Here is a 14,774-nt window from a genome sequence, read left to right as displayed (position 1 = left end):
AAAGAGCAGTGCCGCTTCGCTTTTTCTCAGCGGCGCGGGGTGTGCATATTACGCCATCCCGCTACGAAGTCAAGCATTTAATTTCGCTTTCTTCGCCGGAGTTCTCAGTGGAACCCCGCTGACCCGGCGGCTTGTAATCCGTTGTTCCGTGTCAGTGGAGGCGCATTATAGGGAGTTATTTCAGGCTGACAAGTTAAAAATAAAAAAAACCCATCAAGCGATTACTTTTCAATCAATACGTCCATTTCCGCCTGGATTTTAAACAAAAACGAGCCCCGCAGGGCCCGTTTATTGTTGTTTTGTGACTTACTGCACTGCCACTATGCGATCGTCATTCACTTCCAGACGAATCGTTTTGCCCGGAATCAGTTCACCAGACAGAATTTGCTGCGCCAGCGGGTTTTCGATCTGCTGCTGGATAGCACGTTTCAATGGACGCGCGCCATACACCGGATCGTAACCATTCGCGCTCAGCAGTTTAAGCGCCTCGTCAGAAATATGGATTTCATAGCCACGCTCTTCCAGACGTTTGTACAGACGCTGCAACTGGATCTGAGCAATAGAAGCAATATGCTGCTCACCCAGCGGGTGGAACACAACAACCTCATCTATACGGTTGATGAATTCCGGGCGGAAGTTATTGCTCACAACGCCCAGCACCATATCTTTCATATGGCCGTAATCCAGCTCACCGAAGCGTTCCTGGATCAGATCGGAACCCAGGTTTGAGGTCATAATGACAACCGTATTACGGAAGTCGACCGTTCTCCCCTGTCCGTCAGTCAGACGACCATCATCAAGCACCTGCAGCAGAATGTTGAACACATCCGGATGCGCTTTCTCCACTTCATCCAACAAGATGACGGAGTAAGGACGACGACGTACTGCTTCCGTCAGATACCCACCTTCTTCATAACCGACATATCCCGGAGGTGCCCCGACCAAACGAGACACGGAGTGTTTCTCCATAAACTCGGACATATCGATACGCACCATTGCATCGTCACTGTCGAACATAAAGTTTGCCAGCGCTTTGCACAGTTCGGTTTTACCGACACCGGTTGGACCAAGGAACAGGAATGAACCAATCGGACGATTCGGATCGGACAAGCCCGCACGGCTACGACGGATGGCGTTAGAAACGGCTTCCACCGCTTCGTTCTGACCAATCACGCGGCTGTGCAGCTCCTGCTCCATACGCAATAGTTTTTCCCGTTCGCCTTCCAGCATGCGAGCAACTGGGATCCCGGTCCAGCGCGCCAGCACCTCAGCAATTTCTGCATCCGTGACTTTATTACGCAGCAGACGCATGGTTTTGCCTTCAGACTGGGTAGCTGCTTCCAGCTGTTTTTCCAGTTCAGGAATTTTGCCGTACTGCAGTTCAGACATCCGCGCCAGGTCGCCAACGCGGCGCGCCTGTTCGATGGCGATTTTTGCCTGCTCCAGCTCAGCCTTGATAGTTTGCGTTCCCGAGAGGGAAGCTTTTTCAGCTTTCCACTCTTCCTCTAACTCAGAATACTGACGTTCTTTGTCGTCCAGCTCTTCGTTGAGCATATCGAGACGTTTTTTACTTGCCTCATCAGACTCTTTCATTAATGCCTGCTGTTCCAGTTTGAGCTGGATAATACGGCGGTCGAGTCTGTCGAGTTCCTCCGGCTTGGAGTCAATCTGCATACGAATGCTGGATGCCGCTTCGTCAATAAGGTCGATAGCTTTATCCGGCAACTGACGATCGGCAATATAGCGGTGAGACAGCGTAGCTGCCGCAACAATCGCCGGGTCAGTAATCTGCACATGATGGTGCAGTTCATAACGTTCTTTCAGGCCACGCAAGATTGCGATGGTGTCTTCCACTGAAGGTTCAGCCACAAACACTTTCTGGAAACGACGTTCCAGCGCCGCATCTTTTTCGATGTACTGGCGATATTCATCAAGCGTTGTTGCACCTACGCAGTGCAGCTCCCCACGGGCCAATGCAGGTTTCAGCATGTTCCCGGCGTCCATTGCGCCATCGGCTTTACCCGCCCCAACCATGGTATGCAATTCGTCGATAAACAGAATGACGTTGCCTTCCTGTTTCGAGAGATCGTTCAGCACACCTTTTAAACGTTCTTCGAACTCACCACGATATTTGGCCCCAGCCACCAGCGCGCCCATATCCAGTGCCAGTACACGACGGCCTTTTAAGCCTTCCGGCACTTCACCATTGATGATGCGTTGGGCCAGCCCTTCAACGATGGCGGTTTTACCGACACCGGGTTCACCGATTAACACCGGGTTATTTTTAGTACGACGTTGCAGCACCTGAATGGTACGGCGAATTTCTTCATCACGGCCGATGACCGGATCGAGTTTGCCCTGTTCGGCACGTTCGGTCAGATCGACGGTATATTTTTTCAAGGCCTGACGTTGGTCTTCAGCCCCCTGGTCATTCACGCTTTCACCTCCACGCATTTGTTCAATTGCCTGAGTGATATTGGCGGTCGTCGCGCCTGCTGATTTTAATAAATCGGTCAGCGTACCGCGTGACTCAAGCGCCGCCAGAACGAACAGTTCTGACGAAATAAAGTTGTCCCCACGTTTTTGCGCCAGCTTGTCGCAAAGATTCAGTACACGCACCAGTTCCTGAGAAGGCTGCACATCGCCGCCGGTACCTTCTACCTGTGGCAAACGGCTCAACGCCTGGTCAATGGCTGTACGTAACTGGCCAGCATTAATGCCAGCAGACGTTAATAAAGGACGTACCGATCCCCCTTCCTGATTCAGCAAGGCGCTCATTAGATGAAGTGGTTCGATAAATTGATTGTCGTGCCCCAATGCGAGTGACTGGGCATCGGCAAGAGCAAGCTGGAATTTATTAGTAAGACGATCCAGACGCATAACTCCTCCCATAACAGGTCAAAATTGCTACTGGAGATTAAATGAGGTCATCCCTCAATTATTCAAGGTGAATGACCTGAATTATGTGAAAAGAAAATTACACGTACCGGATCGTCTTGATTCTTTAGGTTATATCAGCCAAATAAAACTTGCCATACGACCCGTGGTATTGTCACGACGATAAGAGAAGAACGTCTCACTTTCGCTGAAGGTGCAACGGTCGCCACCGTAGAGATTCTCCACTCCGACATTGGCCAGGCGCTGACGGGCAAGCTGGTAGATATCCGCCAGATACTTGTCGCCGCGCGGCACAAATGCAAGGTCCGCTTGCGGATCTTTCGTCATGAACGCCTCGCGGACTTCTGGTCCAACTTCAAACGCGTTTGGACCTATCGCCGGGCCTAGCCAGGCAATAATGTTTTCAGGTTTGTCGGCAAAACACGCCACCGTCTCTTCCAGCACGCCGGCGCATAATCCGCGCCAACCCGCATGGGCAGCAGCAACTTCCGTTCCGGCACGATTGCAAAACAACACCGGCAAACAATCAGCGGTCATCACCGCACACACGGTGCCCGGCGTGTTGCTGTACGACGCATCTGCACGTTTGGAGGCGTAAGGCTCGCCGGTCAGTTTCAGGACATCCTTACCGTGGACCTGCTCCAGCCAGACCGGCTTTGACGGCAGATTGCCCGCAGCAAACAGTCGTTTGCGGTTCTCTTCAACATGCTCCGGGTTATCGCCGCAATGGGCGCCCAGATTCAGCGAATCGTAAGGCGGCATACTGACTCCGCCAATACGGGTAGAACTACACGCCGCGACACCTTGCGGTATCGGCCACTGCGGGACAATTAGCTTACTCATAGCCAGGCAATATCATCCTTGTGTTCTTCGAAATCAGCGCGCATCACTTCAATCAATTGCACCATATCTTGTGGAATCGGCGCATGCCATTCCATTTCGATACCGGAAATCGGGTGATACAAACGCAGCATGGTCGCATGCAGCGCCTGACGGTCGAACTTACGCAGTACGGAGATAAATTCGTCAGAAGCGCCTTTCGGTGGACGTGGACGGCCACCGTAGACCTGATCGCCCACCAGAGGATGAGTGATATGTGCCATGTGCACGCGGATCTGGTGCGTACGTCCGGTTTCCAGACGCAACCGCAGACGCGTGTGCACACGGAAGTGTTCCATAATGCGATAGTGCGTTACCGCCGGTTTCCCCATTGGGTGTACGGCCATGTGCGTACGCTTGGTCGGGTGACGGCTAATCGGTTCCTCAACGGTTCCGCCAGCAGTCATGTGACCAATCGCCACGGCTTCGTACTCACGGGTAATTTCGCGCAGCTGCAACGACTCCACCAAACGTGTTTGCGCCGGAACCGTTTTTGCCACCACCATTAATCCGGTCGTGTCTTTATCCAGACGGTGTACGATACCGGCACGAGGAACATCCGCGATTGGCGGGTAGTAATGCAGTAACGCATTCAATACCGTGCCATCGGGATTCCCGGCGCCCGGATGCACTACAAGGTCACGGGGTTTGTTGATGACAAGAATGTCGTCATCTTCATAAACGATATCCAGTGGGATATCCTGAGGTTCAAAACGAACCTCTTCATCAATTTCTGCGTTGATGGAGACACGCTCTCCACCCAACACTTTTTCTTTCGGTTTATCGCAAAGTTGGTCATTTACCAGTACGCGCTGGTCGAGGATCCATTCTTTTATGCGCGATCGCGAATAATCAGGGAACAATTCGGCCAAAGCCTGATCTAAGCGTTGACCGAGCTGATTTTCGGAGACTGTTGCGGTGAGTTCTACTCGTTGTGCCATAAACTGCTTCTTCGTTTAACGTTGGGTTTTACGGCTTTGCCGTTTAATATAGTGTGCTATTGTAGCTGGTCTTAACCGGGAGCAGGAACAGAGAATCTCCCGTATTACATTTTGAGGAAAGTCAAAACGTCATGACGCGCATGAAATATCTGGTGGCAGCAGCCACGTTGAGCCTGTTTTTGGCGGGTTGCTCTGGTTCAAAGGAAGAGGTGCCCGATAATCCGCCAAATGAAATCTACGCGACTGCTCAGCAAAAGCTGCAGGACGGTAACTGGAAACAGGCAATAACGCAATTGGAAGCGTTGGATAACCGTTATCCATTTGGACCGTATTCTCAGCAGGTGCAATTAGATCTCATCTATGCCTACTACAAAAACGCCGATCTGCCACTTGCTCAGGCTGCCATCGATCGTTTTATCCGTCTTAACCCGACACACCCTAACATTGATTATGTCATGTATATGCGTGGCCTGACCAATATGGCGTTGGATGATAGCGCACTGCAAGGATTCTTTGGTGTTGATCGCAGCGATCGCGATCCACAACATGCCCGAGCTGCGTTTAATGACTTTTCCAAACTGGTGCGTGGGTATCCGAATAGCCAGTACACCACTGACGCCACCAAACGTCTGGTGTTCCTGAAAGACCGGCTGGCGAAGTATGAATACTCCGTTGCAGAATACTACACTGCCCGCGGCGCATGGGTTGCCGTGGTAAACCGTGTGGAAGGCATGCTGCGCGACTACCCGGATACCCAGGCAACACGTAATGCCCTGCCGTTGATGGAAAACGCTTATCGCCAGATGCAGATGAATGCGCAAGCTGAAAAAGTCGCGAAAATCATTGCCGCCAACAGCAGCAATACCTGATTTGCCTCAGAATGCAAAACGGCAGCCCTTGGGCTGCCGTTTTTTTATCCGTTAACGCCACAACTGAAGCGGTTTAGCTCCAACGCATCCCATCAAATATGGCCTGCTTTCAGGTATTCCTCAAGTAAAAAATCGCCTGTTCCTGCGATGCCTCACAAAAAGGTTTTCTTGACAAAAAGCGACAAAATAATGTGATTTAGATCACACATTTTGACATTAGGAACGGTATGCTGGAATCACCAAGACGGGAAAGACAAGAGGTAAAATTTATGACAATGAACATTACCAGTAAACAAATGGAAATTACTCCGGCAATTCGCCAGCATGTCGCAGACCGTCTCGCCAAACTAGAAAAATGGCAAACTCATCTGATTAATCCACATATCATTCTGTCTAAGGAGCCACAGGGTTTCATTGCTGATGCCACCATCAATACACCGAACGGACATCTGGTCGCCAGCGCAAAACACGAGGATATGTACACCGCAATTAACGATTTGATCAACAAGCTGGAACGGCAGCTCAATAAAGTGCAGCACAAAGGCGAAGCCCGTCGTGCAACAACTTCAGTCAAAGACGCCAACTTCGTCGAAGCAGAAGAAGAGTAGTCCCTTACATTGAGTGTATCGCCAACGCGCCTTCGGGCGCGTTTTTTGTTGACAGGGTGAAAACAGTACGGGTACTTTACTGACGTAGCCAAAGGAAAATTACATGAAACTTGTCCCGTTCTTCTTCGCATTCTTTTTTACCTTCCCCTGAATGGGAGGCGTTTCGTCGTGTGATAAAGAATGCGAAGACGAACAATAAGGCCTCCCACAACGGGGGGCCTTTTTTATTGATAACAAGAAAGGCAACACTATGACATCGGAAAACCCATTGCTGGCGCTGCGCGATAAGATCAGCACGCTGGATGAAAAATTACTGGCCCTGCTGGCTGAGCGACGTGGACTGGCCGTAGAAGTTGGTAAAGCCAAACTGCTTTCGCATCGTCCGGTTCGTGATATCGACCGTGAACGTGACCTTTTGGACCGACTCATTCAGCTTGGCAAAGCACATCATCTTGATGCTCACTACATTACTCGCCTGTTCCAGCTCATCATCGAAGACTCCGTCCTGACTCAACAGGCACTGCTCCAGCAGCACCTGAACAAAATTAACCCACACTCCGCGCGCGTGGCCTTCCTTGGGCCAAAAGGGTCATATTCTCACCTCGCAGCACGTCAGTACGCTGCCCGCCATTTTGAACAATTTATTGAAAGCGGCTGCGCAAAATTTGCCGATATCTTTAATCAGGTCGAAACCGGACAGGCTGACTATGCTGTAGTTCCGATTGAAAACACCAGCTCCGGTGGGATTAACGACGTTTACGACCTGCTGCAGCACACCAGCCTGTCTATCGTTGGCGAGATGACCATTGCAATAGACCACTGTGTACTGGTGTCTGGCACAACGGATCTTGAGACCATTGAAACGGTATATAGTCATCCGCAACCGTTCCAGCAGTGCAGCAAGTTCCTGAATCGCTACCCGCACTGGAAGATTGAGTACACCGAAAGCACCTCTGCGGCGATGGAAAAAGTTGCGCAGGCTAACTCACCGCGCGTGGCGGCCCTGGGGAGCGAAGCCGGAGGCGTACTGTATGGATTGCAGGTTCTCGAACATATTGAGGCTAACCAGTCGCAAAACATCACCCGTTTCGTGGTGCTGGCACGTAAAGCAATCAATGTATCCGACCAGGTTCCGGCAAAAACCACGCTGCTGATGGCAACAGGACAACAGGCCGGTGCGCTGGTTGAGGCGCTGCTGGTACTGCGTAACCATAATCTGATTATGACTAAACTGGAGTCACGCCCGATTCACGGCAATCCGTGGGAAGAGATGTTTTATCTTGATATCCAGGCCAACCTGGAATCGCCCCAGATGCAAAAAGCATTGAAAGAGCTGGGTGAGATTACGCGTTCGATGAAAGTACTGGGATGCTATCCAAGTGAGAACGTGGTGCCAGTCGATCCGAGCTAACGTTTGACAATGCCGGATGGCGCTACGCTTATCCGGCCTACGATTCATACGATTTTTGAAGGCCGGATAAGGCGAAGCCGCCATCCGGCATCTTAATTAAGGACGGCTGTCATTCGCCTGACGTAACAAAGTACGGCTTTCACTCTGGAAGCGTTTCGCATAATCGCCAAACCAGTGCTCCACCTTACGGAAGCTGTCGATAAACGCTTGCTTATCGCCCTGCTCCAGCAAACCGATCGCCTCGCCAAAACGTTGGTAGTAGCGTTTAATCAGCGCAAGGTTGCTCTCAGACGACATAATAATATCGGCATAGAGCTGCGGATCCTGGGCAAACAGACGGCCAACCATTGCCAGTTCAAGGCGGTAAATCGGCGAAGAGAGCGCCAGCAGCTGCTCCAGTTGAACGTTCTCTTCCGCTAAATGCAGACCGTAAGCAAAGGTCGCAAAGTGACGCAGTGCCTGAATAAACGCCATGTTCTGGTCATGTTCAACGGCGCTGATCCGATGCAGTCGCGCACCCCATACCTGAATCTGTTCCAGAAACCACTGATAAGCTTCCGGCTGACGTCCGTCACACCAAACTACGACCTGCTTGGCCAGACTGCCGCTGTCCGGACCAAACATTGGGTGTAACCCCACCACCGGGCCATCATGTGCAGCCAGCATCGCCTGCAAAGGACCATTTTTCACTGAAGCCAGATCCACCAGGATGCAGTCAGACGGCAGACGCGGTAGTTTGGCGATCACCTGCTCGGTGACGTGGATCGGCACGCTGACGATCACCATGCCGGCATCAGAGACGATCTCCGGCGCGCGATCCCAGTCCTGCTGTTCCAGGATCCGCACCTGGTAACCTGACAGGGTGAGCATTTTTTCGAACAGACGCCCCATCTGACCGCCGCCGCCGACAATCACCACCGGCCGCAGAGAAGGACAAAGCGTTTTAAACCCTTTGTCGTTCTCACTGGAGTAGGACTCACGCATAACGCGGCGTAGCACATCTTCAATCAGGTCCGGCGGCACGCCAAGGGCTTCCGCTTCCGCACGACGAGAGGCCAGCATAGAGGCTTCCCGTTCCGGTACGTAGATCGGCAGCCCAAAGCGGCTTTTTACTTCACCAACTTCGGCAACCAGCTCCAGGCGGCGTGCCAGTAAATCCAGCAACGCCTTGTCGACTTCATCAATTTGATCGCGTAATGCGGTCAATTCAGCAACCATAACCAACCTCTTATGCTACACGCGCCGACAGCTGGCCGTTTAAATCCTGGCTAATTTCACGCAGCAGCGCATCCGTCATTTCCCAACTGATGCAGGCATCGGTTACGGACACGCCGTATTTCATTTCACTGCGCGGCTGTTCAGAAGACTGGTTGCCTTCGTGAATATTACTTTCAATCATCAAGCCAATGATCGAGCGATTGCCATCTTTGATTTGTGCAATCACGGATTCAGCCACGGCAGGCTGACGGCGGTAATCTTTATTGGAATTACCATGACTGCAATCTACCATCAGAGAAGGTCTTAGTCCCGCCTGCTCCATCTCTTTTTCGCACTGGGCGACATCTGCCGGGCTGTAGTTCGGCGCTTTACCCCCGCGCAAGATCACGTGACCGTCCGGATTCCCCTGTGTTTGCAGCAGTGCAACCTGCCCGGCCTGATTAATACCGACAAAGCGGTGCGACTGCGCAGCCGCACGCATGGCGTTAATGGCGGTCGCCAGGCTACCGTCGGTACCATTCTTAAAGCCAACCGGCATCGAAAGACCGGAAGCCATTTCACGGTGAGTCTGCGATTCCGTGGTACGGGCACCGATTGCGGACCAGCTAAACAGATCGCCCAGGTATTGCGGGCTATTTGGATCCAGCGCTTCAGTTGCCAGCGGCAGTCCCATATTTACCAGTTCAAGCAGCAGCTGACGCGCAATTTTCAGACCTGCTTCAACATCAAAAGAGCCATCCATATGAGGATCGTTAATTAACCCTTTCCAGCCGACAGTGGTACGGGGTTTTTCAAAATAGACGCGCATCACCAGGTAGAGGCTATCGCTGACCTCTGCGGCAAGGGCTTTAAATCGACGAGCATACTCAATCGCCATTTCAGGATCGTGAATGGAGCATGGGCCACATACCACCAGCAGGCGAGGATCGCGACCAGAGATAATATCTGAGATGGTTTTACGCGACTGGGCGATTTGCGCCTCTTGCTCCTGGCTCAGCGGAAATTCAGCTTTCAGCTGCTCCGGAGTCATCAGAACCTGTTCGTCGGTAATATGTACGTTGTTCAGCGCGTCTTTTTGCATGATGGTGATCCTGTTTAGCTCGTTTGCGATAGTTGATCCTCAGCGAGGAGGAAATAACGATATCACAACAGGTAAAGATTTCAATCCACAATCCGTAAATTTTAATTTACATTGTGCCATTTTAAGACAAAAACAGCCCTTATAAATGTACATTTAAATTTACACCACCGAATTTTCAGATCCACTATGCTTAAAAAAACGAAGGAGCACAGGCAATGAAGCAACTCATCAGCATCTTGTTTCTATTACTTCTTAGCGGATGTCAGATAGACCCCTACACCCATGCCCCTACCTGGACTGGTACCGACTGGTACGACGCCGGGATACAAGATGCCATTTCGGGCTATGCCGTTAAAGATAATGAAACGCTTGCCGACAACTACAATGACCGCAACGTCGATCGTACGGAATACCTTAAGGGTTACGCCGAGGGACAGCGTAAAACCTGCCAGCAGGATTTTGTTTATGCCAGAGGCCTGACCGGGAAAACTTTTCCGCCCAGTTGCGATACTGTCGAAAATGTTGACCAGTTACACAGCGCCTGGCAGCAAGGGGCAAACGAGGGTGCCGCCTCGATAAGGTTAAATTAAACAATGGGTTATATTTTATAAACCATTAAGATTTAACTTAAATCACCAATAGCATTATTCCAGGAATAATGACGGCTTAGGAAAATAATGTTATTTTGTTGCAAACAATCTTGAATGTATTTCGACGTTTTACAGCAAACGCTGGTAGGTAACTATTCATGAGCTATTCTTACCGACTCATACTTCTACTGGCACTGCTCCTGACCGGATTACCGCTGTATGCCCAAAGCGTTACGGAAGAAGCAAAATCGGTACGCGCTATGGTTTCCGGCATCGTCAGTTATACACGCTGGCCCGCACTTTCCGGGCCCCCAAAACTGTGTATTTTCTCTTCATCGCGTTTTTCCAGTGTCCTGAAAGATACCAGTGCAGGCGCATTACCCTATCTTCCCGTCATCATCCGTACGGAACAAGAAATATTAGTTTCGCAGTGTGACGGTTTTTATTTTGGAAAAGAATCCCCTACTTATCAGGTGGAATTAAAGAATAAATATCCGACTAAGGCATTGTTATTAATTGCTGAACAGAACCCCGAATGCGTTATTGGCAGCGCCTTTTGTCTCATAATTAAAGACGAAGATGTGAGATTTTCCGTAAATATGGATTCCCTTTCACGCAGCGGCGTAAGGGTCAGTCCAGACGTATTGATGCTTGCACGGAATAATAAGCATGGATAAGGGCCATTCTCCCATAGCACGCCCGACGTTTAAGCGAACATTACGGCGTATCAGCATAATCAGCGTTCTGGTAACCATGATGCTGATCTGGCTGCTGCTCAGCATTTCTTCCGTGCTGGCATTAAGACAGTATGCGCAAAAGAATCTGGATCTGACTGCCGCTACTATGACCCGTACGCTCGAAGCTGCATTAGTCTTTTCTGATAGTGTTGCAGCAACTGAAACGCTGGCGGCACTGGGCCAGCAGGGGCAATTTTCTGTTGCAGAAGTTCGTAATAAAAACCAGAAGGTGATCGCCACCTGGCGCTATAACGCGCAGGATACCACTGAAAAGATCAGCGGGATGATCAGCCACTGGCTGTTCCCACAACCGGTCACTCAGCCAATTTTGCATAATGGCAACGTCATCGGTGAAGTACGATTGACTGCGCGCGATAGCGTTATCAGTCATTTCATCTATTTGTCGCTGGCCGTCCTTACCGGGTGCATCCTGTTGGCATCCGGTATTGCATTAATGCTCACTCGCTATTTACACAATGGCGTTGTGGATGCACTGCAAAACATTACCGAGGTGGTACATGATGTTCGTACCAATCGTAACTTTTCACGGCGCGTATCAGAGGAACGCATTGAAGAGTTTCATCTCTTTGCCCTGGACTTTAATAGTCTGCTGGACGAGATGGAGGAGTGGCAACTTAAACTGCAGGCAAAAAACGCTCAGCTTTTGCGTACTGCACTACATGATCCTCTGACGGGTCTGGCTAATCGCGCCGCATTTCGCAGCAGCATAAATGCCCTAATGAATGACGACGCAGCGCACAGCAGCTCGGCATTGTTATTCCTTGATGGCGATAATTTTAAATTTATTAATGATACCTGGGGCCACGCAGCGGGGGATCGGGTCCTGATTGAAGTCGCAAAAAGGTTATCCGAGTTTGGGGGGAGTCGCCATTACCCATACAGACTTGGCGGCGATGAGTTCGCTATGGTGCTGTATAGCGTTCACTCTGAATATGAGGTTCAGCGGATCTGCGCGGCACTGTCACAAGAGTTTAACCGACCTTTTGACCTGCATAATGGTCATCTGGCAAGCATGACACTCAGCATTGGGTTTGCGCTGACGTGGGAACATGCCTCTGCCGAAAAATTACAAGAACTTGCCGATCAAAATATGTATCAGGCTAAACATTTGCGTTCTGAACGCATTATTAAATAATAAGGAATTACACACATGCTAAAACGTTTATTATCCCCGTTTCTTCTGCTTTTACTGATTCTTGCAGGCTGTCAGGCACCTCAGGGGAAATTTACCCCAGAGCAAATTGCAGCCATGAAATCGTATGGATTTACTGAAGCATCAGGAGACTGGTCTCTTGGCCTGGCTGACAACATCCTGTTTGACAAAAATGACTATAAGCTCCGTCCTGAAAGTGAAAAACAGATCAAGGAAATGGCATCCAAACTTGCAGCTACCGGGCTAAACCATGCGCGTCTGGATGGTCATACCGATAACTACGGCGAAGACAGCTATAACGAAGCTCTGTCACTCAAACGCGCTAATGTTGTTGCCGATGCCTGGGCGCAGGGCGCTAATATTCCCCGCACCAACCTGACAACTCAGGGACTCGGGAAGAAATATCCCATTGCCAGCAACCAGACATCAAAAGGTCGCGCTGAAAACCGCCGCGTGGCGGTTGTGATCTCAACGCCATAATCATCCCCCAACTGGCTGCGCGCCGCGCAGTCATTCCATTGCCATAAAGAATAAAAGAAGTAAACGTCGGGATAAAAAAAGGGCCAGCCTTTCGGCCAGCCCTTTTCTAACAGGATGTCGCTTGCGCGAATCTTAGTTAAGACGCTCTTTGATACGAGCAGACTTACCAGTGCGCTCACGCAGGTAGTACAGTTTAGCTTTACGAACAGCACCACGACGTTTAACAGCAATGCTGTCAACTACCGGAGAGTGAGTCTGGAAGACACGCTCAACGCCTTCGCCGTTGGAAATTTTACGAACAGTGAATGCAGAGTGCAGACCGCGGTTACGAATAGCGATAACCACGCCCTCGAATGCCTGCAGACGTTTTTTGGAACCTTCAACAACCCATACTTTCACTTCCACGGTATCACCCGGACGGAAGGAAGGTACGTCCTGCTTCATCTGTTCTTGTTCAAGTTGCTTAATAATGTTGCTCATAATTTAATCTCTTATCCTGGGTAAACTGATATTGGGGGCTTACGCCTGCCCATCATGTTTATGTTGCTGTTGTGCGTGTTCCTTTTTGAACTCCGCCAGCAACCTTGCTTGCTCTTCAGTCAGAGCCAGGTTTTCCAGAAGTTCAGGTCTTCTAAGCCAGGTCCGGCCCAGCGACTGTTTCAAACGCCAGCGACGTATCTCAGCGTGGTTCCCCGACAGTAACACTGCCGGTACTTCCATCTGCTCTAACACTTCAGGTCGGGTATAGTGCGGGCAATCCAGCAATCCATCAGCAAACGAATCTTCGATTGCTGAAGCTTCATGACCCAGAACTCCCGGAATAAACCGGGAAACGGAGTCGATCAGCGTCATTGCCGGTAACTCACCACCGCTGAGTACGTAATCGCCGATTGACCATTCTTCGTCAATTTCGGTTTGAATCACGCGCTCATCTATTCCTTCATAGCGACCACATACCAGAATCAGCTTTTGATTCGTGGCCAGTTCGCTAACGCCCGCTTGATCAAGCTTGCGTCCCTGAGGTGACAGATAAATCACCTTTGCGCCTTCACCAGCCGCAGCTTTTGCTGCATGAATAGCGTCCCGTAAAGGTTGCACCATCATTAACATCCCCGGTCCGCCGCCGTAAGGACGATCGTCCACGGTACGGTGCCGGTCATGAGTAAAGTCACGAGGACTCCAGCTCTGGATGTTCAGCAGGCCATTTTTTACTGCCCGGCCAGTTACCCCGTAATCGGTAATTGCGCGGAACATTTCTGGAAACAGGCTAACGATACCTATAAACACAAGCCAATCCCCATAACGCCGACTTTTACCGTTTATCCGGTGGTTTAAAAACCAGGATCCCAATCTACTTCGATAGTACGAGTAGCGAGATCGACTTTCTTGATAACCTGCCCATCGAGGAACGGCACAAGACGTTCCTTGATACCAAACGCATCTTTCAGGTTTGCCTTGATGACGATGACGTCATTCGAACCGGTTTCCATCATATCGACGACTTTACCGAGATCGTAGCCTTCAGTAGTCACTACCTGGCAGCCCATAAGGTCTTTCCAGTAGTAGGAACCATCTTCCAGCGCTGGCAACTGCGAGGAATCCACGACAATTTCGCAATTAGTCAGTAGATTCGCCGAATCACGATCGTCAACGCCTTTCAGCTTGATGATCAGATCCTGATTGTGGTGCTTCCAGCTTTCCAGCTGTACTTGCTGCCACTGACCCGCCTTCTGGATAAACCAGGGCTGATAGTCAAAAATGCTTTCGGCGTCTTCAGTGGAAGAAAACACTCTGAGCCAACCACGGATACCGTAAGAAGACCCCATTTTCCCCAAAACGATGGGTTCCACAGGAGCCTGTGCGGCGAGTTGCTTGCTCATCATGACCA

16 protein-coding genes and 1 other annotated feature are annotated in these 14,774 nt (G+C 50.5%); of the genes, 8 read left to right on the top strand and 8 right to left on the bottom strand.

Features of this window, described 5'->3' with window-relative positions; all coding sequences use genetic code 11:
* Positions 1-306 precede the first annotated feature (306 nt).
* From clpB to rluD, 3 genes are all read right to left on the bottom strand, one after another.
* Positions 307-2,880 carry an ATP-dependent chaperone ClpB gene (clpB, locus tag IB222_RS05920; RefSeq protein WP_003826468.1) on the bottom strand — a complete coding sequence of 858 codons (2,574 nt, stop codon included), beginning with the start codon at positions 2,878-2,880 and terminating at the stop codon, positions 307-309.
* Positions 2,881-3,009: 129 nt separating this feature from the next.
* Positions 3,010-3,741: a purine nucleoside phosphorylase YfiH gene (gene yfiH, locus IB222_RS05915; protein ID WP_063941895.1), complete on the bottom strand. Its 732-nt coding sequence runs from the start codon at positions 3,739-3,741 to the stop codon at positions 3,010-3,012.
* On the bottom strand, positions 3,738-4,718 hold the full coding sequence (gene rluD, locus IB222_RS05910) for a 23S rRNA pseudouridine(1911/1915/1917) synthase RluD (RefSeq protein ID WP_003826464.1): 981 nt from the start codon (positions 4,716-4,718) through the stop codon (positions 3,738-3,740). Before rluD ends, yfiH begins: the two co-directional genes overlap by 4 nt.
* A gap of 131 nt (positions 4,719-4,849) precedes the next feature.
* Between rluD and bamD the strand changes: the two genes are divergently transcribed.
* The 4 genes from bamD (at position 4,850) to pheA (ending at position 7,606) form a co-directional block, all read left to right on the top strand.
* The gene (gene bamD, locus IB222_RS05905) at positions 4,850-5,587 is read left to right on the top strand and encodes an outer membrane protein assembly factor BamD (RefSeq protein WP_003826460.1); all 738 of its coding nucleotides are present in this window, start codon (positions 4,850-4,852) and stop codon (positions 5,585-5,587) included.
* A gap of 269 nt (positions 5,588-5,856) precedes the next feature.
* Entirely contained in the window at positions 5,857-6,195 is a 339-nt protein-coding gene (raiA, locus tag IB222_RS05900; RefSeq protein WP_003031244.1) for a ribosome-associated translation inhibitor RaiA, read from the top strand.
* Positions 6,196-6,297: 102 nt separating this feature from the next.
* Positions 6,298-6,423: a sequence feature (Phe leader region), on the top strand.
* A complete protein-coding gene (gene pheL, locus IB222_RS05895) occupies positions 6,299-6,346 on the top strand; it encodes a pheA operon leader peptide PheL (protein WP_100250063.1) in 48 nt (15 codons plus the stop codon). Its footprint overlaps the feature before it by 48 nt.
* Before the next feature lie 22 nt (positions 6,424-6,445).
* Positions 6,446-7,606, top strand: a complete 1,161-nt coding sequence (pheA, locus tag IB222_RS05890; RefSeq protein ID WP_148361627.1) for a bifunctional chorismate mutase/prephenate dehydratase — start codon at positions 6,446-6,448, stop codon at positions 7,604-7,606.
* 96 nt (positions 7,607-7,702) lie between these two features.
* Here the strand turns inward: pheA and tyrA are convergent, their stop codons facing one another.
* The gene (gene tyrA / locus IB222_RS05885; protein ID WP_003826456.1) at positions 7,703-8,824 is read right to left on the bottom strand and encodes a bifunctional chorismate mutase/prephenate dehydrogenase; all 1,122 of its coding nucleotides are present in this window, start codon (positions 8,822-8,824) and stop codon (positions 7,703-7,705) included.
* A gap of 10 nt (positions 8,825-8,834) precedes the next feature.
* Positions 8,835-9,905 (bottom strand): 3-deoxy-7-phosphoheptulonate synthase AroF, encoded by a 1,071-nt coding sequence (aroF, locus tag IB222_RS05880; RefSeq protein WP_003031241.1) that lies wholly within the window; start codon positions 9,903-9,905, stop codon positions 8,835-8,837.
* 215 nt (positions 9,906-10,120) lie between these two features.
* Here aroF and IB222_RS05875 point away from each other — a divergent pair, with 215 nt between their 5' ends.
* The 4 genes from IB222_RS05875 (at position 10,121) to IB222_RS05860 (ending at position 12,886) form a co-directional block, all read left to right on the top strand.
* Positions 10,121-10,495 (top strand): DUF2799 domain-containing protein, encoded by a 375-nt coding sequence (locus IB222_RS05875; protein ID WP_003826452.1) that lies wholly within the window; start codon positions 10,121-10,123, stop codon positions 10,493-10,495.
* A gap of 158 nt (positions 10,496-10,653) precedes the next feature.
* A complete protein-coding gene (locus tag IB222_RS05870; RefSeq protein ID WP_003826451.1) occupies positions 10,654-11,172 on the top strand; it encodes a YfiR family protein in 519 nt (172 codons plus the stop codon).
* Positions 11,165-12,388 carry a diguanylate cyclase DgcN gene (gene dgcN / locus IB222_RS05865; RefSeq protein WP_149281624.1) on the top strand — a complete coding sequence of 408 codons (1,224 nt, stop codon included), beginning with the start codon at positions 11,165-11,167 and terminating at the stop codon, positions 12,386-12,388. Before IB222_RS05870 ends, dgcN begins: the two co-directional genes overlap by 8 nt.
* A 15-nt stretch (positions 12,389-12,403) precedes the next feature.
* Positions 12,404-12,886 (top strand): OmpA family protein, encoded by a 483-nt coding sequence (locus tag IB222_RS05860; protein WP_126317543.1) that lies wholly within the window; start codon positions 12,404-12,406, stop codon positions 12,884-12,886.
* A gap of 132 nt (positions 12,887-13,018) precedes the next feature.
* Here IB222_RS05860 and rplS read toward each other — a convergent pair whose 3' ends face one another.
* Genes rplS through rimM form a run of 3 tightly spaced genes read right to left on the bottom strand, consistent with a single transcriptional unit; the run spans position 13,019 to position 14,766 of the window.
* Positions 13,019-13,366: a 50S ribosomal protein L19 gene (gene rplS, locus IB222_RS05855; RefSeq protein ID WP_002914145.1), complete on the bottom strand. Its 348-nt coding sequence runs from the start codon at positions 13,364-13,366 to the stop codon at positions 13,019-13,021.
* A gap of 39 nt (positions 13,367-13,405) precedes the next feature.
* Positions 13,406-14,173, bottom strand: coding sequence for a tRNA (guanosine(37)-N1)-methyltransferase TrmD (gene trmD, locus IB222_RS05850; RefSeq protein WP_003031232.1), 768 nt, complete (start codon positions 14,171-14,173; stop codon positions 13,406-13,408).
* Between the two features lie 44 nt (positions 14,174-14,217).
* Positions 14,218-14,766 (bottom strand): ribosome maturation factor RimM, encoded by a 549-nt coding sequence (gene rimM, locus IB222_RS05845; RefSeq protein ID WP_003031230.1) that lies wholly within the window; start codon positions 14,764-14,766, stop codon positions 14,218-14,220.
* Positions 14,767-14,774: the final 8 nt, after the last annotated feature.

Origin of the sequence: Citrobacter sp. C13 (assembly GCF_014596815.2) — a bacterium.
GTDB classification, from domain to species: domain Bacteria; phylum Pseudomonadota; class Gammaproteobacteria; order Enterobacterales; family Enterobacteriaceae; genus Citrobacter; species Citrobacter portucalensis.
Note: the sequence above shows the minus strand (reverse complement) of the source record. Positions and strands in the feature narration are given on the sequence as shown.

What these genes read in the sequence shown, in the direction of transcription:
- clpB (WP_003826468.1), bottom strand. Translation starts at nt 2,880, where the DNA reads ATGCGTCTGGATCGTCTTACTAATAAATTCCAGCTTGCTCTTGCCGAT.
- yfiH (WP_063941895.1), bottom strand. Translation starts at nt 3,741, where the DNA reads ATGAGTAAGCTAATTGTCCCGCAGTGGCCGATACCGCAAGGTGTCGCG.
- rluD (WP_003826464.1), bottom strand. Translation starts at nt 4,718, where the DNA reads ATGGCACAACGAGTAGAACTCACCGCAACAGTCTCCGAAAATCAGCTC.
- bamD (WP_003826460.1), top strand. Translation starts at nt 4,850, where the DNA reads ATGACGCGCATGAAATATCTGGTGGCAGCAGCCACGTTGAGCCTGTTT.
- raiA (WP_003031244.1), top strand. Translation starts at nt 5,857, where the DNA reads ATGACAATGAACATTACCAGTAAACAAATGGAAATTACTCCGGCAATT.
- pheA (WP_148361627.1), top strand. Translation starts at nt 6,446, where the DNA reads ATGACATCGGAAAACCCATTGCTGGCGCTGCGCGATAAGATCAGCACG.
- tyrA (WP_003826456.1), bottom strand. Translation starts at nt 8,824, where the DNA reads ATGGTTGCTGAATTGACCGCATTACGCGATCAAATTGATGAAGTCGAC.
- aroF (WP_003031241.1), bottom strand. Translation starts at nt 9,905, where the DNA reads ATGCAAAAAGACGCGCTGAACAACGTACATATTACCGACGAACAGGTT.
- IB222_RS05875 (WP_003826452.1), top strand. Translation starts at nt 10,121, where the DNA reads ATGAAGCAACTCATCAGCATCTTGTTTCTATTACTTCTTAGCGGATGT.
- IB222_RS05870 (WP_003826451.1), top strand. Translation starts at nt 10,654, where the DNA reads ATGAGCTATTCTTACCGACTCATACTTCTACTGGCACTGCTCCTGACC.
- dgcN (WP_149281624.1), top strand. Translation starts at nt 11,165, where the DNA reads ATGGATAAGGGCCATTCTCCCATAGCACGCCCGACGTTTAAGCGAACA.
- IB222_RS05860 (WP_126317543.1), top strand. Translation starts at nt 12,404, where the DNA reads ATGCTAAAACGTTTATTATCCCCGTTTCTTCTGCTTTTACTGATTCTT.
- rplS (WP_002914145.1), bottom strand. Translation starts at nt 13,366, where the DNA reads ATGAGCAACATTATTAAGCAACTTGAACAAGAACAGATGAAGCAGGAC.
- rimM (WP_003031230.1), bottom strand. Translation starts at nt 14,766, where the DNA reads ATGAGCAAGCAACTCGCCGCACAGGCTCCTGTGGAACCCATCGTTTTG.